The sequence below is a fragment of the Paenibacillus sp. SEL3 genome (assembly GCF_054602585.1).
The window spans coordinates 5,570,691-5,596,459 of the sequence record NZ_CM137725.1; the positions used below are offsets into that span (position 1 = coordinate 5,570,691).

The 25,769-nt window shown below is 46.4% G+C and carries 19 protein-coding genes; 16 read left to right on the top strand and 3 right to left on the bottom strand.

Translation table 11 applies throughout. From position 1 onward, the window contains the following. The first annotated feature begins 3 nt into the window (after positions 1–3). From ACYCS5_RS25825 to ACYCS5_RS25875, 11 genes are all read left to right on the top strand, one after another. Positions 4–987 (top strand): ABC transporter ATP-binding protein, encoded by a 984-nt coding sequence (locus ACYCS5_RS25825; protein WP_459760317.1) that lies wholly within the window; start codon positions 4–6, stop codon positions 985–987. Next, complete coding sequence (locus ACYCS5_RS25830; RefSeq protein WP_069010207.1) at positions 980–1,948, top strand: ABC transporter ATP-binding protein; 969 nt, start codon at positions 980–982, stop codon at positions 1,946–1,948. Before ACYCS5_RS25825 ends, ACYCS5_RS25830 begins: the two co-directional genes overlap by 8 nt. Positions 1,949–2,213: 265 nt before the next feature. After that, on the top strand, positions 2,214–2,483 hold the full coding sequence (rpsN, locus tag ACYCS5_RS25835) for a 30S ribosomal protein S14 (protein WP_029519131.1): 270 nt from the start codon (positions 2,214–2,216) through the stop codon (positions 2,481–2,483). A gap of 249 nt (positions 2,484–2,732) precedes the next feature. After that, positions 2,733–3,725, top strand: coding sequence for a cation diffusion facilitator family transporter (locus ACYCS5_RS25840; RefSeq protein WP_025724173.1), 993 nt, complete (start codon positions 2,733–2,735; stop codon positions 3,723–3,725). Between the two features lie 206 nt (positions 3,726–3,931). Further along, on the top strand, positions 3,932–5,836 hold the full coding sequence (locus tag ACYCS5_RS25845) for a heparinase II/III family protein (RefSeq protein WP_459760318.1): 1,905 nt from the start codon (positions 3,932–3,934) through the stop codon (positions 5,834–5,836). A 28-nt stretch (positions 5,837–5,864) separates the two neighbouring features. Then, positions 5,865–7,775, top strand: coding sequence for a glycosyl hydrolase (locus ACYCS5_RS25850; RefSeq protein WP_340932059.1), 1,911 nt, complete (start codon positions 5,865–5,867; stop codon positions 7,773–7,775). Positions 7,776–7,831: 56 nt separating this feature from the next. Next, the gene (locus ACYCS5_RS25855) at positions 7,832–8,968 is read left to right on the top strand and encodes a glycosyl hydrolase (RefSeq protein ID WP_340885209.1); all 1,137 of its coding nucleotides are present in this window, start codon (positions 7,832–7,834) and stop codon (positions 8,966–8,968) included. A gap of 397 nt (positions 8,969–9,365) precedes the next feature. After that, a complete protein-coding gene (locus ACYCS5_RS25860; protein ID WP_029519136.1) occupies positions 9,366–9,860 on the top strand; it encodes an RDD family protein in 495 nt (164 codons plus the stop codon). 76 nt (positions 9,861–9,936) lie between these two features. Beyond that, positions 9,937–10,656: a hypothetical protein gene (locus tag ACYCS5_RS25865; RefSeq protein WP_165147258.1), complete on the top strand. Its 720-nt coding sequence runs from the start codon at positions 9,937–9,939 to the stop codon at positions 10,654–10,656. A 358-nt stretch (positions 10,657–11,014) separates the two neighbouring features. Continuing rightward, positions 11,015–12,982, top strand: coding sequence for an ATP-dependent DNA helicase (locus ACYCS5_RS25870; RefSeq protein ID WP_459760319.1), 1,968 nt, complete (start codon positions 11,015–11,017; stop codon positions 12,980–12,982). Beyond that, the gene (locus ACYCS5_RS25875; protein WP_039273380.1) at positions 12,976–13,275 is read left to right on the top strand and encodes a DUF6509 family protein; all 300 of its coding nucleotides are present in this window, start codon (positions 12,976–12,978) and stop codon (positions 13,273–13,275) included. The genes ACYCS5_RS25870 and ACYCS5_RS25875 overlap by 7 nt, the downstream gene beginning before the upstream one ends. Before the next feature lie 140 nt (positions 13,276–13,415). Here the strand turns inward: ACYCS5_RS25875 and ACYCS5_RS25880 are convergent, their stop codons facing one another. Continuing rightward, a complete protein-coding gene (locus ACYCS5_RS25880) occupies positions 13,416–13,778 on the bottom strand; it encodes a hypothetical protein (RefSeq protein ID WP_459760320.1) in 363 nt (120 codons plus the stop codon). A gap of 256 nt (positions 13,779–14,034) precedes the next feature. Between ACYCS5_RS25880 and ACYCS5_RS25885 the strand changes: the two genes are divergently transcribed. The 3 genes from ACYCS5_RS25885 (at position 14,035) to ACYCS5_RS25895 (ending at position 19,042) form a co-directional block, all read left to right on the top strand. Further along, on the top strand, positions 14,035–14,958 hold the full coding sequence (locus ACYCS5_RS25885) for a PLP-dependent cysteine synthase family protein (protein WP_307350223.1): 924 nt from the start codon (positions 14,035–14,037) through the stop codon (positions 14,956–14,958). Position 14,959: 1 nt separating this feature from the next. Beyond that, entirely contained in the window at positions 14,960–16,090 is a 1,131-nt protein-coding gene (locus ACYCS5_RS25890) for a bifunctional cystathionine gamma-lyase/homocysteine desulfhydrase (protein WP_025724184.1), read from the top strand. Between the two features lie 195 nt (positions 16,091–16,285). Next, positions 16,286–19,042, top strand: a complete 2,757-nt coding sequence (locus ACYCS5_RS25895; protein ID WP_459760321.1) for a PHB depolymerase family esterase — start codon at positions 16,286–16,288, stop codon at positions 19,040–19,042. 145 nt (positions 19,043–19,187) lie between these two features. Here the strand turns inward: ACYCS5_RS25895 and ACYCS5_RS25900 are convergent, their stop codons facing one another. Together ACYCS5_RS25900 and ACYCS5_RS25905 are read right to left on the bottom strand one after the other, a co-directional pair. Beyond that, positions 19,188–20,105: a hypothetical protein gene (locus ACYCS5_RS25900; protein ID WP_340885217.1), complete on the bottom strand. Its 918-nt coding sequence runs from the start codon at positions 20,103–20,105 to the stop codon at positions 19,188–19,190. Continuing rightward, entirely contained in the window at positions 20,098–20,250 is a 153-nt protein-coding gene (locus ACYCS5_RS25905) for a hypothetical protein (protein ID WP_165147246.1), read from the bottom strand. The genes ACYCS5_RS25900 and ACYCS5_RS25905 overlap by 8 nt, the downstream gene beginning before the upstream one ends. Before the next feature lie 300 nt (positions 20,251–20,550). On the opposite strand from ACYCS5_RS25905, the gene ACYCS5_RS25910 reads away from it, so the two are divergent. Next, entirely contained in the window at positions 20,551–22,353 is a 1,803-nt protein-coding gene (locus ACYCS5_RS25910) for a vWA domain-containing protein (RefSeq protein WP_029519145.1), read from the top strand. Between the two features lie 24 nt (positions 22,354–22,377). Beyond that, complete coding sequence (locus ACYCS5_RS25915; protein WP_459760322.1) at positions 22,378–25,767, top strand: tubulin-like doman-containing protein; 3,390 nt, start codon at positions 22,378–22,380, stop codon at positions 25,765–25,767. The last annotated feature ends 2 nt before the right edge of the window (positions 25,768–25,769 follow it).

Sequence of the window (25,769 nt, forward strand, 5' to 3'; positions counted from 1 at the left end):
ACCATGGACAATTTACTTTCCATTGAACATTTAAGCACTCATTTTTATACAGAAGAAGGAACGGTTAAAGCGGTGGATGATATCAGCTTCCGTGTGAAGCCGGGGGAAACGGTATGCATTGTCGGTGAATCGGGCTGCGGCAAAAGTATTACCGCGATGTCGATCATGGGTCTCATCCAGAGTCCTGGTGGTAAGGTGACAGGCGGAAGCATCCGTTTTGAGGAAACCGATCTGCTAGGGCTTAGCAGAAATGAGATGCGCACGATTCGTGGGCATGAAATATCCATGATCTTTCAGGAGCCGATGTCTTCATTGAATCCAGTCATGACCATTGGTGAACAGCTATCCGAACCACTGATTGAGCATTTGAAAATGGGCCGTAAGGAAGCTCGTAAGCGAGCACTGGAGCTGATCGAACAGGTCGGTATATCCCGGCCGGAGCAGATTTTAAAAAGCTATCCGCATGAGCTGAGCGGGGGGATGCTGCAGCGCATTATGATTGCCATTGCTGTTTCTTGCAGTCCCAAGCTGCTTATCGCGGATGAGCCAACGACGGCGCTGGATGTAACGATTCAGGCGCAGATTCTCGATATGCTGCGTGAATTCAAAGCCCAATCCAATATGTCGCTCATGCTAATCACCCATGATCTGGGTGTTGTCGCCGAAATGGCTGATTACGTCATAGTGATGTATGCGGGCAAGATCGTCGAGGAAGGCGAAGTGGTACAGCTGTTCAATCATCCCAAGCATCCTTATACACAGGGGTTACTAAAATCCAAACCGGTGCTTAATCAGCGCCAAGAGGAACTGTATTCCATCCCCGGGCAGGTCCCTAATCCGCTGGAGCTGACGACTTCCTGTTATTTTCACGATCGCTGTGGGCATTGCATGGATATTTGCCGTATAAAAGAGCCTACATTAAAAGAAGTTTCAGCTCAGCAGAAAGCATCCTGCTGGCTATATGAGGAGGCGGTTGTTCATGGCTGAGCCATTGTTGGAAATAGACCGCTTAAAAACATACTTTCCCGTGAAGTCCGGGTTTATGAACCGTACTTCAGGACATGTGCGGGCGGTAGACGATATCAGCTTTACAATCCGTCAGGGTGAAACCTTCGGGTTGGTAGGGGAATCGGGGAGCGGTAAAAGCACGGTGGGCCGCACGATTGTTAGATTGACGGATAAAACGGACGGTACCGTAAAATACAAAGGGGTGGATCTGCACAGCTTGTCTGCCAAAGCGATGCAGGAGCTTCGTCCTAAAATTCAGCTGATCTTTCAAGACCCGTATAGCTCGCTGAATCCCCGTGTACGGATTGGTGATGCCATTGGTGAGGCGCTACTGGATCACGGTATAGCTACCAAAGAGGAGGTCCGGCAGATTGTGCTGGACGTGCTCAAGCTATGTGGATTGTCCGAATATCATATCGACCGTTTCCCCCATGAATTTTCGGGAGGTCAACGTCAACGGATCGGCATTGCCCGAGCGTTGGCGCTTCAGCCGGATCTAATTATCGCTGATGAGCCGGTATCAGCGCTGGATGTGTCCATACAGGCGCAGATTATTAACCTATTCGCCAAATTGCAGGCCGAACGGGGTTTGACATATTTGTTCATCTCGCATGATTTGAGCGTGGTGGAACATTTGTGTTCCCGTATTGGCGTGATGTATCTAGGCTCTATGGTCGAAACGGCTTCGCGTGACGAGTTATTCGGCAATCCGCTGCATCCGTATACGAAGGCGTTGCTGTCGGCTGTGCCTATTCCGGTGCCGAAGTTGAAAAGAGAACGAATTTTGCTCAAGGGGGATATTCCTAGTCCGGTTAATCCGCCTTCGGGCTGCAAATTCCATACTCGCTGCCCCTTTGCCATCGGGCGTTGTTCTAAAGAGATTCCACTCTATCGTGAGGCACGTCCAGATCACTGGGTAGCTTGCCATTTGGCTGAATGAACAGAGCTAGTCAACAAATTTTAAAGCCGTTGAAACGGCAGACCGATCACAAGAGTGAAGGGGGCTACTGTTTCAACGGCTTTTTAATGTTGTTGTGATTCAAACCGCTTGGGTTGACAACACGCTTGGAGCAGCGTTATATTAAATAGTAATCGTAATTATTACTATTTATGGTGTGAAATCATGTTCATATCCGTGTTCATCAATCTCGTGGTAGTGATGGTGAACCTTCATGATTGGCATATAACACAAGGAGGAGCTTTACATGGCCAAGAAGTCAAAAGTCGTAAAAGAGAAGAAACGCCAGGAAATTGTAGCTAAATATGCGGACCTGAGACGTGAATTGAAAGCAAAAGGGGACTACGAAGCTTTGCAAAAGCTTCCGCGTGACTCATCTCCAACACGCCTGAAAAGCCGTTGTGAGCTGACAGGAAGACCCAGAGGATACTTGCGCAAATTCAAGCTGTCTCGTATAGCGTTCCGCGAGTTGGCACATCAAGGCCAAATTCCAGGCATTACGAAATCAAGCTGGTAAACAGGCACTTATGTTGATCGCCAGCGCATGTAGATTATCTGTGTTGTTAACTTGAGGGTATGTCTGATAGAAGGCTGTAACGGGAATGCTTCATGTCGTAGGGTGACATGGGGCATTCCTTTTCCATGGAAAATATTATCGTTTGTATTGATTCTCCTCAGCTGGTTAGGTAGAATATGGACGGGTTAAAAATAATACATAACAAACGATGATATAACAGATTATGTATACCTCAGGAGGAGCTACAAGATGGAAGTGAAACAGAAAGAGGACTCCTTTTGGAGTATGGTCAAAAAAGGAAACAAATCTTCGGGCTCGGCGGCGTTAGGTAATACTGGCATTGCCTTGATTAAGGGGATTGCTTTTGCCTTGACAGGTAGTGGTTCTATGTTTGCTACGATGATGCATTCCATTGCGGATGCAGTGAATCAAATGTTTGTGTTCGCGGGCAGTGTACTAGCAGAGAAAAAACCGACAAAACGCTTTCCTACCGGCTTTGGACGGGTGATTAACCTGTTCTGTATGGTTGCTGTTATTGTCGTAACGATCATGGCCTATGAAACCGCATTGGAAGGCATTCATTTGCTTCAGCATCCGGCTGAATCTACACATGGATTTTGGATTAATGTAGTAGTGCTGATTTTGTCACTAGTGGTGGACGGATTTGTATGGAGCAAAGCGATGAAAGAAGTGCTGCATGAATCCAGAGTAGAAGCGAAGGGGCTAAGCATTTTCACCACTGCGTTCCGCCACGTGGGGCGTGCTGCACCGCCAACCCGTCTGGTATTTTATGAAGATTTGGTAGCAACAACGGGGGGAGTACTCGCCCTGCTAGCAGTGGTGGTCACATCGCTGACCGATTTTAAACTGTTGGACGGTATTTCAAGTATTCTCATCGGTTGTCTGATGGTCGGTGTTGCTTTCCGGGTCGGTTACGACAACATGGTAGGTTTGATCGGTGTATCTGCTCCTCCTGATATCGAAGAACGTGTGGCTTCCATTATTCTCGCAGATACACATGTTACGGATATTTATCAAATGCGTATTCTACAGGAAGGACGTTACTATCACGTGGAAGGGTTGATTGAGCTTACACCGGGCATGACGCTGGCAGATGCTGACGATATTAAATTTAGAGTCGAGGACGCTTTGCTACGTGATCCTAATATCTCAGATGCAGCACTGGGTATTCTGGAGGATGACGGGATTAGAAAGTGGAAACAAGAGAAACCTACAGTTTAGAAAACATGATCAAAGCTAATCTGGACGTAGATTGGCAATAGCGTAATAAAAGAACTTCCATGACCACGGCAACGGGGCTTGGAGGTTCTTTTATTTTTCTCCATTGTTTTACTACCCCTTTGAATTTAGGATGATTGTTAGATACAATGAAAGCGTTAACAAAAAAAGAGGGTGAAACGAATGCTTCTCATGGGGAGGAAAGGCAAATGAGTCTTCTGAGGGAGGCTTGGCCTGCTTCGCGGCTCGTTAAGGCGCTAGCTGGTAGTATGCAGGATTCAGCAAGGCAACGGTTAAGGAGTAATTGGACAAAAAGGCTGCGGACGACTGTCTCTGAGCCGATATACGCCGAGTTTTGGAAGGATATTGAGCGTGCCTGTAAAGATAATCGGGAAACATCATGGCCTGAACTGCCGTTGTCTCTGTTTCGGGAATTTGCTAATACAGGGGAGCGCAAACCGTATGAGGATGTATACTTTGGACGGCGTGGACGACTGGTTGCTATAGTGCTGGAAGCGGTTGTCAAGCCGGAGCCTCGAAAGATAAAAGCGGTGGAAAGCGGTCTGCTGGACATATGCAGCGAGTACACCTGGGCGCTTCCTGCACATGTCAATGAAGAGGACACAGTAACACCGCCTTGGCAGCAGGTGGATTTATTCGCGTCCGAAACAGCACAAATACTGGTTGAAATTTTATTGCTGCTAGGAGAACAACTGGCTAGCCATGTGGTTGCTCAGGTGCACGAAGAGATCGAACGTCGTGTGCTGGAACCCGTTTTTTGGCAGCCTCGTCATTTTGGATGGGAAACCGCAGATCATAACTGGTCGGCAGTATGTGCTTCGGGTTGTGGAATTGCAGCATTGCTGCTGGTAGAAGATGACTTTTCCAGAGCGGTAGCCATCGAGAGTATGCTGGGCGCACTGGATTGTTTTTTGGCAGGCTACAGTGAGGACGGGGGATGCCCCGAAGGCGTAGGATACTGGGTGTACGGCTTTGGTTATTTCATTTATTTTGCCGATATGCTGCGTGAGTTTACCGAAGGAGCAGTGGATATTCTGAACTCGGAAAAGGTTAGGCAAATCGCAGCCTTTGCAGAGCGGGTTCATCTGTCGGATGGCATTTTTGCTAATTATTCGGACAGTAGTGAAACGGAACGTTTGCCTTCCGGACTCATCTCTCATTTGAATTCATTGCAAGAACGACCATCTACACTCCCTTTCCGCGTACCTGGTCTGTTGGAAGACCCCTGTCGCCGCTGGGCTCATGTATTGCGTAATCTGGTCTGGACGAATCCTTTGGCATTTGGGAGCGGTGAGACCGTTGCCAATTATTTGCCGCAACTTGGTTGGCTGATGTGCCGCAGCCGCAGTTCCAGCCATAGTGGATTTGGAAGCCAAAAGGGTGAATCAGGTATCATGCTTGCATTTTCAGCGAAGGCTGGGCATAACAATGAACCGCACAATCATAACGATCTTGGACACTTCATCCTTCATGGTGGTGGCGAAAATCTATTGTGTGATCTGGGAGCAGGCTTATACACGAAGGCCTATTTTTCACCGGGAAGAGAGTCGATTATCAATATCTCCTCCGGAGGTCACTCCGTGCCTGTCATCAATGGGACTATGCAGCAATCGGGCGCAAAGGCAAAGGCGGTTGTACTGGATATTGCTTTGGATGAGCAGGAGGAGGTACAGCCAGGCACAAGACTTAAGCTTGATTTGACATCTGCTTATCCCGTAGAAGAATTGGCAGTCTTCACCCGCTCCTTCACATGGACTGTGCTGGAGGGAAGCAAGGGAGCAAGGCTTACCGTCACAGATCATTTTGAGTTTGAAACGTCTGGCGTGAGCATGAAGTCATGGGATGTGGAGGAGCTTTTCATCAGCCGCATTCAGCCTAATCTGGGAGCAAACTTCGTGGAATGGAAGGGAACGAGCGCGGTCGTCAGGCTAGATTATGATGCCAGCGTGCTGTGGGCAGGGTTAGAGGCTGTGAAGCACATAGATCATGACGGAATTTCCTTTGTGTTTTATAAAACATCGCTGCAGCTGGGCTCCAATCACTGGAACGGTTCTGCAAGCGTAGATTGCAATCTGTTTTTTACCATACATTAATTTTCATTTTGAATGGGAGGCAGACAGGATGAATAAGCTGCAGACAGGCAGCGCGTACCCTTGGCAGACGGAACTGGAGAGATTTATAGAACAGGTGGAAAGCGCACCGAACCAAGTGAATGACGGATGGACTCACCAACATAAGCTGGCCGTGCTGGAAAAGCTGGTTCGCGCATATGCCCTGCATCAGGATGAAACTGGAGCTATCATTGACCCCCATTCTGAAAGTGAACGGTACTACTCCACCCCGTCCTATGCGTTCGCTGCGGCGGTATTGGTCAAAGAAGGCCGGCATGATTTACTGGAATCTGCTGCTGCGGCCTTGACGCATAGCATAGCTTGTGTAGTGGAGGAAAAAGCGCCCGATCACCACCCAGACTTTTTTCCAATTATGATGATGGGAGCGTATCGGCTCCTTAAAAATTTGCTGCCAGAACAAGCCACGGCATGGAAGCAACAACTGAGCAGAATTCAGCCGGAGCAGACCTACATTTTTACGATGAGCAAAATGAAAAATCCGAACCGGATGATCAACTGGAATGCGATTATGATTTCCGGCGAGTTTTTGCGTGCAGCGGAAGGAATTGCAGCCGATTCGGAATGGATGGAGAAGTATATCCGAAGCTACCATTTGCCTCGTTTTACCGGTTTGGGCCTGTATCAGGATGGACCGCTGGATCGGCCCAATAGCCCATTTGCCTACGATATTGTTACACGTTTTCATTTGGGCGTGATGCTGGAGAATGGATATGATGGCAGCTGCGCACTCGAACTGCGTGACCACCTTCGCAGGGGGGCGCTCAGCACATTACTGGCGCTATCCCCGCACGGGGAAATTCCGCCGCGTGGAAGAAGCGCGCAGCATCAGTGGAACGAAGCGGCTGCTGCCTTTGTCTTTACAACACATGCTCAGCAGGCTATTACGGCAGGAGAGCATGGGCTTGCAGGTGCGTTCCGACGGGCAGCAGATTTATGCTGGCAAGCGATTAGCCGTTGGCAGACCGATGACGGCAAGCTGCACATCGTCCGCAACCATTATTCGTCCGAGGCACGGCATGGCTTTGAGGTGTACTCGAATCATACCTGCTACAGTCTGTGGACGGCGGCTGTGCTGGCCCACACCCTTCTATATGGGGAGGAGATGGATCGCATTTCTCCAACCTTCGTCCCGGCGGAAATCGGCAGCCGGGTGTTGGCAACGGATGGCTGGTTCCAGACTGTCATTGCAGCCGTAGAGGGGCAGCAAATGCTTGTGCAAACATCGGTCAACGACCCGTATAATGTTCCGGGCATCGTGCGTATTCAGCAGTCTGCGCTGCCGTCGCTGATCGGTCCGTCCTCAGCAGGTCATGCAGACCGTGGCTTTACAGGCTTCGCGGAGGGAGATATTTTCCCGCTGAGCTATACCCCGGCCTGGCAAACGGAGGACGGAAAGTGGCACAGCTTGTCGGAAGGCATTCCCGGTACGCTGGAGTTCGATCGGGATGGAGGGATTGACCCGCAGGATGGCGGAGGAACCGTGCAGCTGGAACAAAGCTCAGCGTCTGACGGAGCAACGGATTTTACTCTTCTGTGGGAAGGTCCCTTCCCGGGAGTGAGGGAAATCCGAACGCATTATCGTCAGGTACCTGGCAAAATTGAAGTGGCGTATGAGATTCAAGGCAATATTCAGAATGTAGGGGCACTTATTCCCTTAATGGCGTATGACGGTCGGGAACGCAGCGTAATTCATCATGTCATGTCAGCCGGGAAAGAAACGGAAAGCATTCGAGTAGAATACGCAGGCGCAAGCCTCGAAGTTATCCCGACGACGGAAGGAACGAACGTGGTATGGCCGGAAGAATTAGCTTCAGTAGCCTGTCGGAATGGTTTACTTAAGGGAGCGCGTCTGGAATATGAAGGCAACCGCATTTCCTTTATCATTCGGTTACCTGAATAGTTAGAGCTGGAGCCATGAATATGGTTTAACATGTGGAAAAAGGAGAGGGAAAAGAAATGACGAAAGCAGAAGCGTGGCTGGAACAATCGTGGGAGCTGGCTTTGGATAAGACCCTTGCCTTAGCGGCAAGACTGGGGGACGCTTTTCCACATGTTGCTGAGGGTGGACGTTATGATAATCGTGAAGAAGCGTGGTGGACAGCAGGCTTTTATCCGGGGCTACTGTGGCTGACCAATCGGGCGCGTCCTGACAGTGTGGCTGCCGGGATTGCACAGCGGTGCGAGGGTCGTTTGGAAAAAATACTCTATAATAGCGAAGCTGTAGACCATGATCTTGGCTTTATTTGGCTGCTCAGCGGTGTAGCCGCCCATCGGCTGACCGGAGATTTAGAGTCCAGAAGACGCGGGGTGTTGGCTGCCAATCTGCTGGCTGCTCGTTTTAACGTGAATGGCCGTTTTATTCGCGCATGGAACTTCCCCTCGAAGGACATGGATACACGGGGCGTTGCGATTATAGATAGTATGATGAATCTACCCTTGCTTTATTGGGCTTCGGAGGAAAGCGGAGATCCGCGTTTTGCCGCTCTCGCTATGCAGCATGCAGATACCGTAGCACGTGAATTTGTCCGCTCGGACGGTTCTATCGCACATGTGGTCGAATTCGATCCGGAGATTGGAAAAAAGGTCGCCGAGCATGGTGGACAGGGATTTGCTCCCGGTTCTGCCTGGGCACGTGGCACGGCTTGGGCATTGTATGGTTTTACGCTTTCGTATGGGTACACGCGCGATTCGCGTTATTTGAAGGTGGCCGAGAACACGGCTGATTTTTTCCTATCCCAGTTGGGTGATGCTTGCCTGCCTGTGTGGGATTTTAGAGCAGAAGAAGGGCACCGCGAAGCATGGGATTCGTCGGCTGCGGCAATTGCAGCCAGTGGTTTGCTGGAGCTGGCAAAATATTCGACACGTGCGGAGCATTTTACAGAAGCTGCAGAATCTATTCTCAAGGGCTTGCATCATACGTGTACGGCGTGGGGCGAGGAGCATGAGGGATTGCTGATGAATGGGACCGTACATTATCCTGAGCAAAAATACATCAACGTTCCCATTATCTATGGCGATTATTTCTTTGTCGAGGCATTGGCAAAGCTGCGCGGTGAAGAAGGTTTGTTTAGTGTTGAATGCAAAAAAATATAGTGAGTAAGATGGTCGGGAACAAGCTCATTCGAGCTGAGCTGTTGCTTGTCAAATCCACAGAGTAATAGTGAGGCAGCGTGTATGTAATCTCATTTACATATACGCTGTTTTTTTATGCACAAAAAAAGACTTTATTTAATTCGATGCCAAAGTACTACTTATAGAGGGGGAAGAGATTGTAGCTGCGCTTATTTTGTACCCAATCAAAGAAAAATCATTGTATATAAGATCTTAATTCCTAAAAATTTTCATTTTAATGCATGGAAATAGGTCCTTTTACTTGTTTAAGAGTATTTATTCGTAAATTGACAATATAGGTAGGTAACCGTATGATATCATCTTGTGTAAAGGAATAAACTGGATTTTAAATATCGTTTCAAAAGGAGTTATACATATCATGACAGGAACAAGTGATACTGAAAGACGGATGTACGGAGGATTCTGGATAAGAACAGCCGCGTTTTTGATTGATTTGATCATCCTTACTGGCATAGTCCTTTTAGTAGGGGGAGCAATTAACATTATCCCAGATCTTCTGGGTATAAAGGAGACGGGTTTCATACAAGTGCTGCTTATGGTTTGGCCGCTGATCTTATGGCTCGTAGTACCATGGCTTTACTGTGTGTTATGGGAATCATCGAAGGTAAGAGCAACACCGGGTAAGCTTGTGTTCTCTTTAATTGTTGTAGACAAGGAAGGAAAGCGTCTTGGATTCTTGCATGCCTCAGGACGTTATTGGATTAAAGCCGTTTCTTTTGTGATTTTACGTCTTATATATATTGTGGTCGCTTTTACTGCGAAGAAACAGGGAGTCCACGATCTTTGTACCAATACCTTTGTTGTACATAAAAAAGAGTTGCAGCGATACAATCAGCAATCGTCTTTTCTGTAAGTACGGAGGAGATCACCGATTATTAAGGAAAGCTTAGTAGTCTTTGATTTTCAAAATAATGGGGGAACATGAATTCATGCGACAACGAAAATGGATATTTTGTTCAGTTGTAGTCCTGCTGCTGTTCGTAGTGGTTGCGGGTTGTACGAATAAAGGACATTCTGGAGAGATCAGCTCTGAAGATGCTAGAAAAGAGCAGCCTGGAAGCACTTATTTGGAGAACTTGCAGGCAGATCTGCCACAACCCACTGAGGCGCAATTTTCCACGCCCGAATTGGTGGTAGAAGCCTTTTTTGAAGCTGTAAATGATCATAACTTCGACAGTGCGTTAAAATGTTTTCCTATTGTGGAAAAGTATCGTGCGAATACAGTAGATAATCATTTCAATTTGCTCCATACCTATGAGCTTCAAGCAGGTGCTCCCATTCCTTCCTTTGAAAGCCATAACTTTTTAAAAAGCTTTATCGAATATGAACAGTATTGGGAGAAATTTTATATGTTACTGTTCCTAAACTCAAATCCGGATATGGTGGGCAAACGTATCGTTATGGGAGAAGCGAATGCTGCTAGGGACCTAAAGAAAATCAAGGAAATGAAGGTGAGTAGCACGTACTCTAAGCCTCAAATAATATCGAGTCATAGTGAAAAGAACAAAAATGTTATAGAGCAGACTATGAATATACAAGAAATAAGGGTGCTTGAAGTTAAGCTTTATATAGATGGAGAAGAACAAAACCATGTATTAATAAGCGTGGGGAAAATTGGATCTAATTGGCGAATCTTAAACATGAGTTAAGGAGAACGAGCTTCTGCTTAATGCATATTCATCAATCAACAAGAAACCAGCTAATGCTTGTAATACATTAGCTAGTTTCTTTTATTTTGTCATGATAATTTTCTTCATTTACTATTACGGAAAAAACAGACATTTCTCAAAAAATTTCCATCGTAGATGTCTATGTAGCTTTCTTTATGAAATATTAATATAACGTAGCATCTCACTGAGACGAAAGTATGCCCCTTTATTTTAAAGGGAATCTTATACCGACATAAAAAAAATATAAGCTGCTCTTACAGTTTTCATGTTCTTTTTAGCTTGTTTTGCGTTATAATGAAAGGATGCACATTATGAACGAATTGGAGGCACAGCCCGATTGACTACTTACCCTTTTGCCTTTGATCCGTCCAAGCCGTTTATTGAGCAGGCAAGTGACTGGATTGCGGATGTATTTTATGAAGTTTTGCCTGAAGTCGGCTTTGAGGTTCGGGATGAACAAATTTATATGGCATTCCAGCTAGAACGTGCCTATAAGGAAAAAAAGACCATTTTTGCAGAAGCAGGTGTGGGTACTGGTAAAACGCTGGTATACCTGCTGTACGCTATTGCATATGCCCGATACATGAGAAAACCGGCGATTATCGCCTGTGCAGATGAATCGTTAATTGAACAATTGGTAAAGCCGGAAGGGGATATCGCCAAGCTGGCACAGCATTTGAGTCTGACGATTGATGCCAGATTGGGGAAGTCGCCAGATCAGTATATTTGCCTGAATAAGCTGGATGAGGTGCGAAGCGGACTGGATGAGGACGCAGATGTTTTCCGTGATATCTATCAGGTTCTACCGGATTTTGTTCATTTTCCAGATACGTTACAGTCCTTCACTCCTTACGGGAACCGAAAGGAATATCCTGAGCTAACAGATGGACAATGGAGCAGACTCGGATGGGATGTATTTCAAGACTGTCTCGTTTGCCATCAGCGGCATCGTTGTGGTCAGACGTTGTCTCGTGATCATTATCGCAAAGCGGCAGATCTGGTCATCTGCTCTCATGATTTTTATATGGAGCATGTATGGACCTACGAAGCGAGAAAGCGCGAGGGGCAGCTGCCGTTGCTGCCGGAGCACAGCTCTGTTGTTTTTGACGAAGGGCATTTGCTGGAGACAGCGGCACAAAATGCGCTTACCTACAAGCTTAAGCACGCTCAGTTTGAGTCTATAATTACCCGACTGCTGGAGGGAGAAGTGCGAGAATCTCTGGCAATGACGATTGAAGATGCAATCTCCCAAAGTGAGGCTTTGTTCGCTGCACTAGATAAGAACAGTCAGCCTGTCCAGGGTTCTAATCGCAAGGAGTTCATCCTGAATGAGTCACTGACTCGAGAGGTAAACCGCTTTGGAGAACTGATCGGCATGATCGAGGAAGAGCTTGTATTTGAAAGCGGACTATTCTCTTTGGATGAGTATCAAGTCAAAATTGTGGAAGAACATTTGGAAATGATTCAAACCGCGTTGGCTTTGTTTAAGCGTCCTGAACTTCTCATTTCGTGGGTGATGGAGGATCAGGATGGATTAACGCTTGTGGTTATGCCGAAGATGGTAAAAGAGATTCTCAAAGAGCGAGTATTTGCGCAGCATATACCGATCGTATTCTCTTCAGCTACGCTTTCCGTAGAAAGCTCTTTTGACTATATGGCGCAGAGTCTCGGTATTGAAAATCCGCTAACGTTCTCTGTTGCTTCACCTTATGACTACAGCGATCAGATGCAAGCTGCACTGTACCCGTTGCAAGCGGGGGATGATCCAATCCAGAGAGCGCTGGCACTGCTGGAGAAATCGCAGGGAAGAGCGCTTATCCTGTTTCCTTCACAGGAGGAATTGGCTGCATTCCAGACGGGTCTCGTTGCTTACCCGGAGGCGTCTGCCTATCGTTTTCTGTACGAAGGTTCGGCTGAAATCAGCCATCTGATCTCAGCTTTTCAGAATGATGAGGAAAGTGTGTTGTGCGCTGTTACATTATGGGAAGGATTGGATATTCCTGGACCTTCTCTGTCGCACGTCATTATCTGGTCACTGCCATTTCCTCCGAATGATCCGGTTTTTACGGCTCTGCGCAAGGATGCAGCAGATCCGTTTATTCAGATAGATATGCCTCACATGGCACTTAGACTTAGACAAGGCATAGGGCGTTTAATTCGCTCGCGTAATGATCGGGGCTGGATATCTATCATGGGCCAGGATTTAAGTCGTCAAGAAGTACGTACACAAGTTGAACAACTACTGCCTGCGGGCGTAGAATGCACCGTAATTGAAGGAAACCCGGAGGGAATAAAAACATGTTGAACTTTACAGCGTACACCGTAGATCAGATTAAAGATGCTTTTGGTATTTTGACTGGACAGCGTTATGAATTTATCATTGATGTAGAGGTAGAGGAGGACGACGAGCTATACACTGAAAACGGACTGTATATCCGTTGTCTTTATTTAGTAGACGAAGAAAAGACAGGACTGCTGAAGTATGAATTAATTGAAAAAGTAACGAATCGTTACATTGATCTTGAACTTGAAGAGGATGAGCTGCAAGCTGTTGAGAACTTCTGTAAAGAACATGTACAGGATGAAGCAGTGAAGTAACAGTGAAGTAACAGTGAAGTAACAGTAAGACACTTAGCTAGTACAGCTGGTATATAGCTAACATATGATGAAGATATCAAGGAGTCCTGACATGATCAGGCTCCTTTTTTTTATGGTCAAATGAAGAGAACTTATCTGCTCTAGCGCAGTCTGTCCCACACATTCACCATAAACAGCATAGTCCCCCCTGCGAGTAACACCCACCCTGTGACGATCCAAACTTCAGTCTCTGGAACCTTGTAATTTTGACCTGTAAGCGCCAATATCAACACGGGCAGACCGATATTATGCATCCAAAAATGGGTATGTGCCAGAATAGTAACTGAAAGTGCGGGAAAGGCCACATAGATCAGACCTATGATTCCAAGCGCTGTCCAACCCAATAAATGGATATGAGACTGAACATTGGACAGACTGTAATCACCCGACACGCCAATAATGGCACTAAGCAGCACACTGAGGGCAAAATATACGGCAGCTATCTTTAGAAATTGCTTTCCCATATATGAACTCCTCCTTATGTTGCACGGGAAATATTTTGTGACATCTTCTCTATCCTATCGAGCAAGCAGGCAGGGGGTGTGGGTATTGTGACTGGTCCATTTGACAAAAGCTTCAAATACACATAAAATCTTATTGCATCAATACTTACCGCATTACTATGTTTTCTTGGAGATGATAGCGAACTTCTCCGACAGTAGGCGTTAATTTTTGACCATTGGTTTATTTTGGATTCGCCATTAAAAGGAGCTTGAAATTATGAATGTATATCAAAATACCCTTGAACTCATCGGACGTACGCCATTAGTGGAGCTGAACAGCTATTCTCTACCGAGAGGAATTCGCCTGTTTGCGAAGCTGGAGTTTATGAATCCCGGCGGCAGCGTAAAGGATCGGGTGGGTAAGGCTCTTATTGAAAAAGCATTAAAAACAGGTCAGCTGAAGCCAGGTGGGACATTAATTGAAGCAACAGCAGGCAACGCAGGTATTGGTCTTGCGATGGCAGCACTTCATTATAATATCTCGGTTATTTTTGCTGTGCCTGAGAAGTTCAGCCAAGAGAAACAGGACCTGATGAAGGCATTGGGAGCACGCATCGTTCATACCCCGACGAGTAAGGGGATGAAAGGAGCTATCGAAAAAACAAAAGAATTGGCTGCTGAAATAAAAGATGCATACTTGCCGCGGCAATTCAGTAATCCGGATAATCCCGAGGCATACTATACGACAATGGGACCTGAAATATGGAACGATCTGGACGGCAAAGTGGACGTATTTGTGGCAGGTGCAGGCTCGGGGGGAACGTTTATGGGAACCTCGCGTTATCTTAAGGAACAAAATGCAGCTCTTAAAACGGTCATCGTGGAGCCGGAAGGGTCCATTTTGAATGGCGGCGAGTCAGGCCCACATAAAACGGAAGGAATCGGCATGGAATTAATCCCTGAATTTGTGGATAAAGGATATTTTAATGCCATCCATACCATTAGCGATGTCGATGCTTTTGACCGTGTCAAGGAACTGGCTGCACGTGAAGGTCTTCTCGTTGGCAGTTCTTCTGGGTCTGCTTTACATGCCGCTTTACTGGAAGCAGAAAATGCACCGGATGGTGCACATATTGTTACCATTTTCCCGGATAGCAGCGAACGTTATCTGAGCAAAAAAATATATGAAGGCGGGATATAAAATGAAACGCAAAACAAAACTGATTCACGGCGGGCTTCCTACCGATCCCCATACAGGCGCGGTTAACGTTCCTATTTATCAGGTAAGCACTTATGAGCAAGAGGAAATTGGCGTCCATAAGGGATACGAGTATTCGCGTACAGGCAATCCGACCCGGTTTGCTCTAGAGGAGCTAATCAAAGATCTGGAGGAAGGAAAGCGTGGTTTTGCTTTCGGTTCAGGTATGGCAGCAATTCATGCGGTATTTTCACTGTTTAACGCAGGGGATCATATTTTGCTGACCGATGATGTATACGGAGGTACCTACCGCATTGTAAGCAAAGTGCTCAGCCGGATCGGAATTGAGTCCACATTTGTGGATACGACTGACCTGGAAGCCATCTCCAAAGCAATTCGTCCGAATACGAAGGCATTGTATGTCGAAACGCCAACGAACCCGCTTTTGAAGGTTACGGATATCCGCGCTGTTTCGGAGCTTGTAAAAAAACATGATCTTTTACTGATCGTCGACAACACATTTGCTACCCCTTATTGGCAGACGCCAATTACACTTGGAGCCGATATTGTCATTCACTCTGCTACCAAATATTTGGGCGGACACAGCGATGTTGTAGCTGGTCTGGCTGTTGTGAACAGCGACGAGCTAGGAGAACAACTTCATTTTCTGCAAAACGCCATTGGTGCTATTCTCGGCCCGCAGGATTCTTGGTTATTGATCCGCGGTATTAAAACATTAGGTCTGCGTATGGAAGCGATTGAGCAAAATGCGAAGGAAATTGCAGCCTTTTTGGAAAAACATCCGAAGGTTAGCAAAGTGTATTATCCTGGACTGGAAAGCCATGCACAGCACGAACTGTCCAAAATCCAGGCTGAAGGCTTTGGCGGCATCATTTCCTTTGATGTAGGTAGTGACGCTAACGCGGTTGCACTTCTGAAAAAGGTGAAATATTTTACACTGGCTGAAAGCTTGGGAGCGGTTGAAAGTCTGATTAGCGTTCCTGCACGTATGACGCACGCTTCTATTCCGGTAGAACGTCGTGCAGAGTTAGGCATTACCGAAGGTTTGGTGCGGATTTCGGTTGGGATTGAAGATCTGGAAGATTTGATTGAAGACTTGCAGGCAGCATTGTAAGAAAATAAGTGTAATGTTCAAGAGAGGTGGCAGAAGCTGCCTCTTTTTTTGTTGTGAGAATAGCTTCTTTTTTGAAAAGCACAGAGGAGTACGTAGAGGTAATAACGAATAGTTTTATATAGTTCAATTGAATGTTAAACGGAATATAACCGCGACTACGTCTCTGAGGAAACAAAAACCTGGAGGGGGAATGTTATGAGGTTCACACATCTGGAAAAAGCAACTACTGTGCTGTCGGATCATCCGGTACGTCTGGCGTCTGCTTATGCAGTCGGTCCAGTCGAGCTTCCGGAAAATTGCGGTGTGGGCAGGGAATGGTCAAGTTATTTTGCCCATGAGGATTGGAATTTGGAAAAGGCTTGTGGTGAAGAAGGAGTAGAGCTTTCAGCCGGAGGAAAGGCAGCGTGCCGATTATTGACCGAGCTGGACCCTCGGACTGCGGAACTGAATCTAGGTGTTTTTCCGCCTTTGGCCGAACAAGAAAGGCTTTTGCTGGTTTCAAATCTTCGTTGTATGGCTGCACAGGAAGTGATTTTCAGACCCTTTGAAGGAACGGGACAAATATGGATAGATGGCACACTGGTATATGCGGAATCCGGTCCTTTTCGCTTGTATCTGGAGGAAGGCGATCACACGGTAGTTATCATTGCTGCGTTTATTCCCGAGGAGGCCCGCTCTATTCGTATCAGTGGAAATCAGGTATGCGACGAATCAGATGTGACAGAACTGCATCGAGAATTTGTAGAGCGTAATATACGTTTTCATATGGCATGGCTAGAGGTTGAAGAAAGTGCTGGCAGGGAGGGCGAAGACAGCCCGATCTTATTTTATTTACTGCGTAAGGATCGGATAGATCTTCCCTTAGATCAAACGTTATGGGTCGAGGTAACGGATGATGAGGGCATGAAGCTGGATCGCTTTCCAGCACATTGGGAGCAGGAGCAAAGCTATGACTGGGATGAGGAAAAGGCCAGGAATACGGGAATGCTGCACTTCACTGTTACATATCGGGATCATGAGGCTGTGGAGCATCATTTTGTGTATTCGGCACTTGTGCGGCCTTTGTCAGTCGTCGTGGAGGGATTGCAGGAAGAGTATGACCGGTACATTCAATCCCGCGCTATAGATATTCTTCACTTTGCGCAGAAAATACAAATAGAGGGCCTGCTTGAAGAATTAAAAAGGTTAACGGATTCTCCAGAAGATCCTTTTGAAATCTGGGATTACCGGGTTGTACGTGAATATATCAAGCTATTAAAACAAATTTTCACATATGGACATACCGAGCAGTCACATTCCCCATCCTTACTTCAAGAAGAACACATCTTTTTGTGTAATGACGGAATTGGGGAAGGATTTTTTGTCTCCCGTTTGGACAATAGTTTGCAACGCTATACCATTCAGCTTCCTAGAAGCTATTCGGCTGACCGACAGTATCCTCTGATAGTTCTGATGCCAGGCAAGCGATATGAGCTGGGTTTGCCGGATTTTCAGAATCGAGGTTTTGGGCAAGGCTGGGAAGAGGAAGCTATATTCGTTACTTTTTCGTGCCGTGGTGTAACGTTGGGCAGTTATATTGGAGAAGCTGCTTTTTTGGAGGGGCTGGATGTCATACTGCAAGCGTATCGAGTGGACGAAGATCGGGTCTATCTGACGGGTTATTCGAACGGTGCATACGCTGCTTGGGCGATGGCACAGGCTTATCCTTCTCGTTTTGCGGCTATTGCGGTTATCTCTGGAGCGCCACATCCCAAGCATCTGATAAATCTGTTGAATATGCCAATATTGAATGTATGTGGAGATCAGGATTACTTATTTGCACAAGCATTTACAGCCCCTGTAACAGCGCTTCCATCTGATCATTTTAAAGGTGTCGTAGAACGTCATTCTAATCACTGGGACACGCATGAGCTGAGACTTCTGGACGGTGTACTAGGCTGGCTTATGCAATGGAAAAGAGATGTCGTACCTCAGCGTATTGCCTACCGGACGGAACGGGGCAGACATAACCGGGCTTACTGGCTGGAACTGACGCGAATGGATGTAAATGAGGAATATGCCGAGTTGTACGGTGAAATGAGTGCCACAGGTGAGTTAGATATCGAGGCAGTTCACGCCGAAGAATTTATCATTCATCTTTCTCAAGAGGTCATGCCCTTGGAATTGGCTCAAGTTCGTATCGGAGCCCGTATTTTCGTGTTGGATTTGCGGGAATACAGTCGCTTTCGCTTTGTTAAGACACAGTCACATAAACGTCCCTCCCCTGAATACCGTTTGATTGCCGAACGGGAGGAAGAAAGCAGTGGATGCTTTACAAAAGAATCGGATGCCAAAAAGAAAATTGTGGATTCGAAAAGCGTGGGAAGAAACGTTTTGAGCCATGGTATGGGTGTGCTTGATGTTTATATGGATCGTCTTCACATTGTCCTTCCGTCCAGCTACGCTACACCGGAGGAAGAGCAGGCGGTGAGACGGACGGCGAACGCCTTGGCTAGTCCACGAACAGCGACTTGGAATCCGTATATCGGTGTTCATTATCCGGTGGTGTCTTCCACTGATATTACGGAGGAAGCACTGGCTGATAGCAACGTGATTTGTGTCACTTCGGGCTTGTCCAGACATGAGCTGCTTCACAAGCACCAAGCCGATCTGCAAATTACATGTACGGAGGAAGGTTATACATTGGGCGGCGATTTTACGGCAGGCGAGTATTGTCTGTCATATATTCAACCTAGCCCATGGTCTGCAACCCAGCAAATGCTTGTCGTAGCGACCAATTCTCCCCGTATGCTGGGTAAAAACCTATTTATGCGCAGACTGATTATGCCCGGATACTTTAATGGTCTACACCCGTATTTGAATAAAGAGATTATTGTGTATGATAGCCAGGGAGTGCGTGCTTTTAACTTTACTTCCATTAGACATACGCAGCAAAAACTGCAAGGCCAATAGCCAATAAAAAAGTAACAATGTTATAATAATCCATAATTTAAAAAACCGTCTGGAGGCACATTGGCGATCCTGACGGTTTTTTGCTGGTTCATTGCAGTGATTTGTGATCGGGATGACGTCATATAAAGAAGGGCATTATGGCAGCTTAGCTTTTATATTGCTCCATCAGGTACATAATCTTTACTTCATCGGCCAAATCTCCAAAGGGTTCTAACGGATTCTCTTGAATGATATGATATAAACGCTGGACTCGTTCCTTTGGCAGTTTGCGTACATATCTGGAAATGAAAGCAGAATGGGTGACTACGTAGCGCTTTTTACGGACAGCTGCACTGGCTACGCGGACGAGAATATCTTCGCCCCCTGCTAATTCCAGAATACGGCGCTCATAAAAGATTACGTATCGGAATGTCCGGTCCTTGATCAGCTCACGATTGAGTCTGGCAATCTCTCCGATATATCTGACCATAAGCGGCTCAAAGCTCTTGATCAGGAGAGGATCGAGCGTTAATTCCATGTCTTTGCGGAGAACAAAAGATTGCAGCAGAGCGACCTGCTGGAGCCTTATCCGATCATTGTGAAGGAGTACAGCCATCTCACGTAGCATTTCATAGGAGACACGCTCACTAAGCTGCCGCAGGGCAACTGCGTTTTTATGATTAACGTTTAGTCCTTCCTGGATCTGCCCTATACGGCCTCTGAACAGACGTATAAGCTGCCTACGCTGTTCATAAGGATAAATACCCTGCTGTAGAAGCACCAAGGGCAGCAGAAGAAGCGCACCGACGATACCGCACAGAAGCATTTGTTGCGGCGAGTGGCCGAAAAAGACAGTAGCAGCCAGCAATATGACACTAACGGCAAGGTCTTTACGAAAATAACGTTTGGCTCTGAGTCTGGCATATTGCTCTACAGGGACTAGTGTATCCCGACCACATGATGTGCACTCTTCTTCCCAAAGGGCGGTAAATTGTCCACAACGCTTACAGACTCTTAGCTTTTGGAAGGCGTACTCTGTGCGGGTAAATGGGCGAAATTGTACAGCTTGTTTGGAACTATTCATTGTGCTCACTTCTCCGGTTCAGCAGCGCTAGAAGCTCGGTGTCGATTTGTGTAATCGACGGGGCGCGTTTTTTATGTATATAGTAAATTAGTGATTTGATGGCGACAAAAAGAAACATAATCGCCAGACATCCGTATGAGATCATAGTGTATTTCCTCTTTCTACTTGGATTTTTACTTCAATATTTTACATGGGCGGGTTTCGCTATTGTTATTTTTGTCGTATAAAGGAGAAGGCTGGTGCCCGATTGCCCTTGTTGGGGTATAATTATATCATTACTGCAGGATATTGGTAAAATCTCGCGGTATAACAGGCTTTTGGGTTGGATTCAGACCATTCGGGCAGTATTTTCAGCTGGCGCTCATGTAAAACTCATTATAATTTAATAGTAGGGGAGTACAACTGTAATTTAGAATGAGAATTAACCGGCAAAGGGGTACAAGCGATGTTTAGTAGAGACAGAAAATGGTTTTTGGTCATCGGAATCATATGTACAATGATCATGACCTCGATTTTGGCATGGCAGCCACAGATGGCGAATGCCGCTTCACCCTCTGCTTCTAAGGTGGATGCGGTGCTGGTCGTCGATGTAAGTAATTCAATGAACACCAGTGATCCTGGGAAAATTGGCAATGAAGCTATGAAAATGTTCATTGATATGCTGTCGACGCAAAATGACAAGGTCGGGATTGTAGCGTATACGGATGTCGTACAGCGTGAGAAAGCCTTGCTTAATATTACATCCGAAGCGGATAAGCAGGAACTGAAGACGTTTATTGACGGACTGAACCGGGGGGCGTATACTGACACCTCCGTGGGTGTCAAGGAAGCAATCCGCATTTTGCAAGATGGTAAAACAGCTGGACATGCGCCTATGATCGTCATGCTGGCCGACGGTAACAACGATTTTAATAAGACGACAGGTAGAACCGAAAGCCAATCCGATCAGGATATGGCACAGGCTGTAGCCGAGGCTAAAAATAGCGGCGTTCCGATCTACACCATCGGCTTGAATGCAGATGGGAAGCTGAATAAAAACAAGCTCGCCGACATAGCGCAGCAAACGGGCGGCAAGTCCTTTATTACAAGCTCAGCGGATGACCTGCCGAACATTCTGAGTGAAATTTTCGCCAGCAATTTGAAGTTGAAAGTGGTGCCTTTGCAGTCCATTACGGCAAACGGCGACTATCAGGACGTAACGGTAACCGTACCGAACGATAGTGTGCTGGAGGCTAACATTTCGATCATGTCCTCGAAACCGGTGGATGCGAGACTGATAGACCCGTCGGGCAACAGCAAGCCGATTCCTTCGAGCGATGTGCTGCTGTCCAAGTCCAAAAGCTACTCACTGATTAAACTGCTCAAGCCTGCGGCTGGTGACTGGAAGCTCCAAGTCAAGGGAGTCCAGCAGGATCAGATTGATATTAATCTGGTATTTAACTATGATCTGGAGCTGAAAATGGACGCACCGCCCGCCAAATCATACAAAAAAGGCGATGCAGTTCAAATTCGTTCTTACCTGACGAGCAATAGCCAGCATCTTCAGGATCAGGAATTGTATGCGAATATGAATGCTGTTCTGAAGGTCAAGGATCTGGATTCCGGTACAACGAATGAGGTGCCGTTAACCAACGCAGGGGATTCTTTTACCGGTTCCTATACGATTCCAGATGAGCATGACTACGAACTAACCGTTAGAGCAGAGGAGAAGAGCTTCTACCGTGAAACACAGCCTGTAACCATTAGTGCTAAAGCAGGGGCGACGAGCGGTACAAATACGGGCACGACTCAGCCAACAACACCTGCTGAAAAGTCCAAGCTAATGCCACTCATTCTTTTAGGGCTGGGACTGCTCGTTCTGCTGGTTGCCGCATATTTCATCTGGAAGGCTATGAAAAAGGCCAACCGTGGTTTTGTCGGTCAAATCGTACTGGAAATCCGGGATGAGAACACTGGCGAAAAAACGTATCCGCAGTACAAGAAGCTGAACACCTTCCGGGGCAAATTTAATCTGCACCAGTTGCTGCAACTGGCACCGGAATTTGCTGGAACCGACAAGGTTGTGTTCACACCAGCCAATCAGGATCGTATCATTGTGCGCAGTACCTCCGAGATTACGATTGAAAAATCCGGGCGGGCTGTAGACACAGGCAACGGTCTTGAACTCAAAAACGGTGATCGTCTGACCATCCCGTTAGCCAGTGTGGACAAAACCATTTTGCTGGAATTTATTTCAGTAAACAGCTAAACGAACCCTTAGGAGGTCATATCTATGAAACCAGTAGTTAGAGAGCATATCCAACAATTAGACGTATCACTCGGCGGGGGAATCGTAAGCGATAAGATCAGAGTGGATACTATTGATAATCCTATTTTAATTATCGGACTCGGAGGTACGGGAATTGATGCCCTTCTCCGCTTGAAATATCAAATTAACCGCAGATTCAAGCTTCCAGCAGATCCGATCTCCAAGAAAAAGAGCGATAAACCGGACAATGTGGAATTTCTCGCTTTTGAAACGAATGAACAAGACCGCAACAAAAAATACAAGGGGATTGGTTTGGACCCCATCAATGAGTTTGTATTGCTGTCCAATGCGGAAATCGGCGGATTGCTGCAAAACCGTAGCATTCTAGAGCCGTACATTACCGATTGGCTGTCTCCAGAGCTGAGCATTACCGATGGTATGAACGGGGCGGCAGGGGTACGTCAGGCAGGACGATTACTGCTGTTCACCAAAATTAATCAGGTCGTTCAAAGCATTGACAAAAAAATCAAAACCTTGTCTGAGGGCACCAATAAGAAGCTTATGGTGTTCCTGCTGTCCGGTTTGTCCGGCGGTACAGGAAGCGGTACTTTCCTCGATATCTCATATATCGTCCGAGGAATTATTGAGCGCGATTATGGCTCTGCAGGTGTAGACCGTGTAAATACATTAGGGTATCTGTTTACACCGGATATCAATTTGGCGAACAAAAGCCTGAGCGAGCATACCCGTGAATATATTAAAAAGAACGGCTATGCTGCACTGAAAGAGCTGGACTACTGGATGAATGTAGACAGCCGTGGTGAACGCTTTAAGCAGCAGTACGGAAATATTTTGACCGTGAACTCGCCGCTTCCGCCGTTTAATCTGTGCCATCTCATTTCGGCCACGAATACGGAAGGCAAGCTATTGGAAAATGCTTATGATTACTGCATGAATGTCACCGCCGAAAACATCACCAACTTTATGGCGAGTGAGGAAAAACAATCCGGCGAAGAATTTGCCATTCATGACTATATCAGCAATATCCGTACCAACATCGCACAAATGAATAAGGCGCATCCAGCAAACTACGATTACAATATTATCGGGGCTTCCTCGGCGGTGCTGCCAATGGAGGAAATGACGACATATCTGGCTTATCGAATGTTTGGCAAAATGTCCAAAATGTTCGAGCAATCGCCAAATCAAGAGGATGTAGAGAAGTTTGCCCGCAAGCTGGGCGTGGATCTGGATAGCATGATCAAAAACTTTGAATCCCGTGTACCTGAGCCGCTTCCGGGCTTTGAAAACAGTGAACGGTTAAGTTATAGCAATGTCGTTAAAATGCAAGTTGTCAATATGGACACCGAGCTGGAGCAAACGTTCCTGACGCGTGCCCGCGAAGAGTATATCAAAGCGAAGAAGCAGCTTCCTGGTGAAATTACAGGACAGTTTACGGATCAAATTCGCCGGATGTTTCTGCATCCTGAGCAAGGACCGTTTTATGTATCCCGCATGATTTATACTGAAAAAGGATTTAGCTTGCTGAAAATGCTGCTTTCATATGTGGAGACGTTGCGTGAATCACTGCACCGTATTCCGACGGACATTGAATGGGCGCGTGAGCAGGCGAACGAAAAGTTGGGCGATGCCAAGAGCGCGTTTGTATCCAAGGATAAAAAGAAAAATGCGTACATTGAAGCGAAAATTAATGAATATTGGCTGCGTGCTGATGTGGAACGTACAGAGCAGCTCATTGAATTTTATGAAGACCTGTATGACCTGTTGAATAAGGAAAATAGCCGCATTTATAATGTATTTACTGAAATTTTGAACGCATTGAGCGCAATATTCGAGAAGAATGGTGATCTGCTGATTAACGGCGAGGAACAGTCCGATCACAAAGGTAACAAAACGTACTATTGGAATCTGGTAAGTGTACCGGATATTTCTGAAGTTGTGACCAAGCTGCTGGATAACCGCAACGGTGACGATTTGATTCGTGATTTTGCCCAAGAATTGCTCGAAAATTCAGATCAATGGGTGAAGGATCAGGATATGGACATCATCAGCTCAATCTCCAATTTCTTGACTGATAAGTTCGGTGATCTCATTACCCGTTCCATGGAGGATTTCCTCGTCATGAAATACGGGCAAGATGAAGCTATTGAAAAATTTGTGGAGCGCTACATTGCGAGCAAACTGGATGAGGAAGCTGTACCTGTGTTCCATCTGAGCAATAGCTCTGGCAACTTGTACTTCCCGTCTTGGGGATTCGTTTCGGTACCTGTACAGTCGCCTAATATCCTAAAAGGCGTTCGCAATTATCAAAATAATGCAATTGGAAAATCACACTTTACTATTAAAGAAAGTGAAGTTCGTAACCGGATTTTCTGGCTCAATACGCGTAATGGTGTTCCTCTGTTTGTATATACGCCGCTCAAAGTGTATGAAGAAAGCTATGAAAAAACGATTCTTGACCGCGAAGGTATTGGCCGCCATCTGGTGCAAACAGGCCAGAACAACTGGACTAATCTGCCGTCGCCGATTCCTGAAAAGTCATGGGGCGAAACTTACGTCAATTCGCGTGTGCAAGCATACAATGCACGCATTCGTAATGATTTTGACCGTGCCAAGTCACTTGGCGTGATTCGGGAAAAGGATGTCGATCAGAATACGAGCAGCCGCTTCACTGTAATCCGTTCACATGCGCTAGATCTGAATGCGATGCTGGCAGGCTACGATATGCGCTTGCAGGAATCCAAGCCGAATTTGGGTGAGGTAAAAAGAGCATGGTCTGAGTTGAAACGTGTACTGGCTGAAGGGCTGGAGCAGGCCGGAAGCAAGGACATCTTTGGCAGCATCAATGAAGAGATGGCGAAGGAAAACCTGATCCGTTCACCAGAGTTAACACAGGTGGTTCGTGAAGAACTGGTGAAATATACACAAATTGAAGCGAAAGCCGCTGAACTGGAAGCTTTGCTGGGTAAATATCAGGATGAAGAAAAATGGCTGGATCAGTTCATTCAGGCTCTCTATACGGACACGATTACGAAAAAAGGCGCTTTGTATGTCTATGATCGTGACGAAGAGGAAGAGGCTTGGGAGCCGTTTGCGAACGTCATGAAGAGCCGCAATTATGTGGAGTTTGAAGTGTTTACAAACTTCCGTGGTTTGGAAGAAAAGAAATTTGCAACTCTAATGCGCAAGGCGGATCGCCGTGATGCTGTATTGACTTCATCTGAGGATATTACACCATTGCTGGCAAAGCTGGATGAACTGGCTGCGACTTATACAGAGGCCCGTAATCAATTGGAATATGAAAAGGTGGAGCTGGCTAACGGAGCGGAACTTTATGCATTCTATGCTCAAATGGCTGGAAAATTAAACGACATCCGCAGAAAGTTGAAATAAAG

What these genes read in the sequence shown, in the direction of transcription:
- ACYCS5_RS25825 (WP_459760317.1), top strand. Translation starts at nt 4, where the DNA reads ATGGACAATTTACTTTCCATTGAACATTTAAGCACTCATTTTTATACA.
- ACYCS5_RS25830 (WP_069010207.1), top strand. Translation starts at nt 980, where the DNA reads ATGGCTGAGCCATTGTTGGAAATAGACCGCTTAAAAACATACTTTCCC.
- rpsN (WP_029519131.1), top strand. Translation starts at nt 2,214, where the DNA reads ATGGCCAAGAAGTCAAAAGTCGTAAAAGAGAAGAAACGCCAGGAAATT.
- ACYCS5_RS25840 (WP_025724173.1), top strand. Translation starts at nt 2,733, where the DNA reads ATGGAAGTGAAACAGAAAGAGGACTCCTTTTGGAGTATGGTCAAAAAA.
- ACYCS5_RS25845 (WP_459760318.1), top strand. Translation starts at nt 3,932, where the DNA reads ATGAGTCTTCTGAGGGAGGCTTGGCCTGCTTCGCGGCTCGTTAAGGCG.
- ACYCS5_RS25850 (WP_340932059.1), top strand. Translation starts at nt 5,865, where the DNA reads ATGAATAAGCTGCAGACAGGCAGCGCGTACCCTTGGCAGACGGAACTG.
- ACYCS5_RS25855 (WP_340885209.1), top strand. Translation starts at nt 7,832, where the DNA reads ATGACGAAAGCAGAAGCGTGGCTGGAACAATCGTGGGAGCTGGCTTTG.
- ACYCS5_RS25860 (WP_029519136.1), top strand. Translation starts at nt 9,366, where the DNA reads ATGACAGGAACAAGTGATACTGAAAGACGGATGTACGGAGGATTCTGG.
- ACYCS5_RS25865 (WP_165147258.1), top strand. Translation starts at nt 9,937, where the DNA reads ATGCGACAACGAAAATGGATATTTTGTTCAGTTGTAGTCCTGCTGCTG.
- ACYCS5_RS25875 (WP_039273380.1), top strand. Translation starts at nt 12,976, where the DNA reads ATGTTGAACTTTACAGCGTACACCGTAGATCAGATTAAAGATGCTTTT.
- ACYCS5_RS25880 (WP_459760320.1), bottom strand. Translation starts at nt 13,778, where the DNA reads ATGGGAAAGCAATTTCTAAAGATAGCTGCCGTATATTTTGCCCTCAGT.
- ACYCS5_RS25885 (WP_307350223.1), top strand. Translation starts at nt 14,035, where the DNA reads ATGAATGTATATCAAAATACCCTTGAACTCATCGGACGTACGCCATTA.
- ACYCS5_RS25890 (WP_025724184.1), top strand. Translation starts at nt 14,960, where the DNA reads ATGAAACGCAAAACAAAACTGATTCACGGCGGGCTTCCTACCGATCCC.
- ACYCS5_RS25895 (WP_459760321.1), top strand. Translation starts at nt 16,286, where the DNA reads ATGAGGTTCACACATCTGGAAAAAGCAACTACTGTGCTGTCGGATCAT.
- ACYCS5_RS25900 (WP_340885217.1), bottom strand. Translation starts at nt 20,105, where the DNA reads ATGAATAGTTCCAAACAAGCTGTACAATTTCGCCCATTTACCCGCACA.
- ACYCS5_RS25905 (WP_165147246.1), bottom strand. Translation starts at nt 20,250, where the DNA reads ATGATCTCATACGGATGTCTGGCGATTATGTTTCTTTTTGTCGCCATC.
- ACYCS5_RS25910 (WP_029519145.1), top strand. Translation starts at nt 20,551, where the DNA reads ATGTTTAGTAGAGACAGAAAATGGTTTTTGGTCATCGGAATCATATGT.
- ACYCS5_RS25915 (WP_459760322.1), top strand. Translation starts at nt 22,378, where the DNA reads ATGAAACCAGTAGTTAGAGAGCATATCCAACAATTAGACGTATCACTC.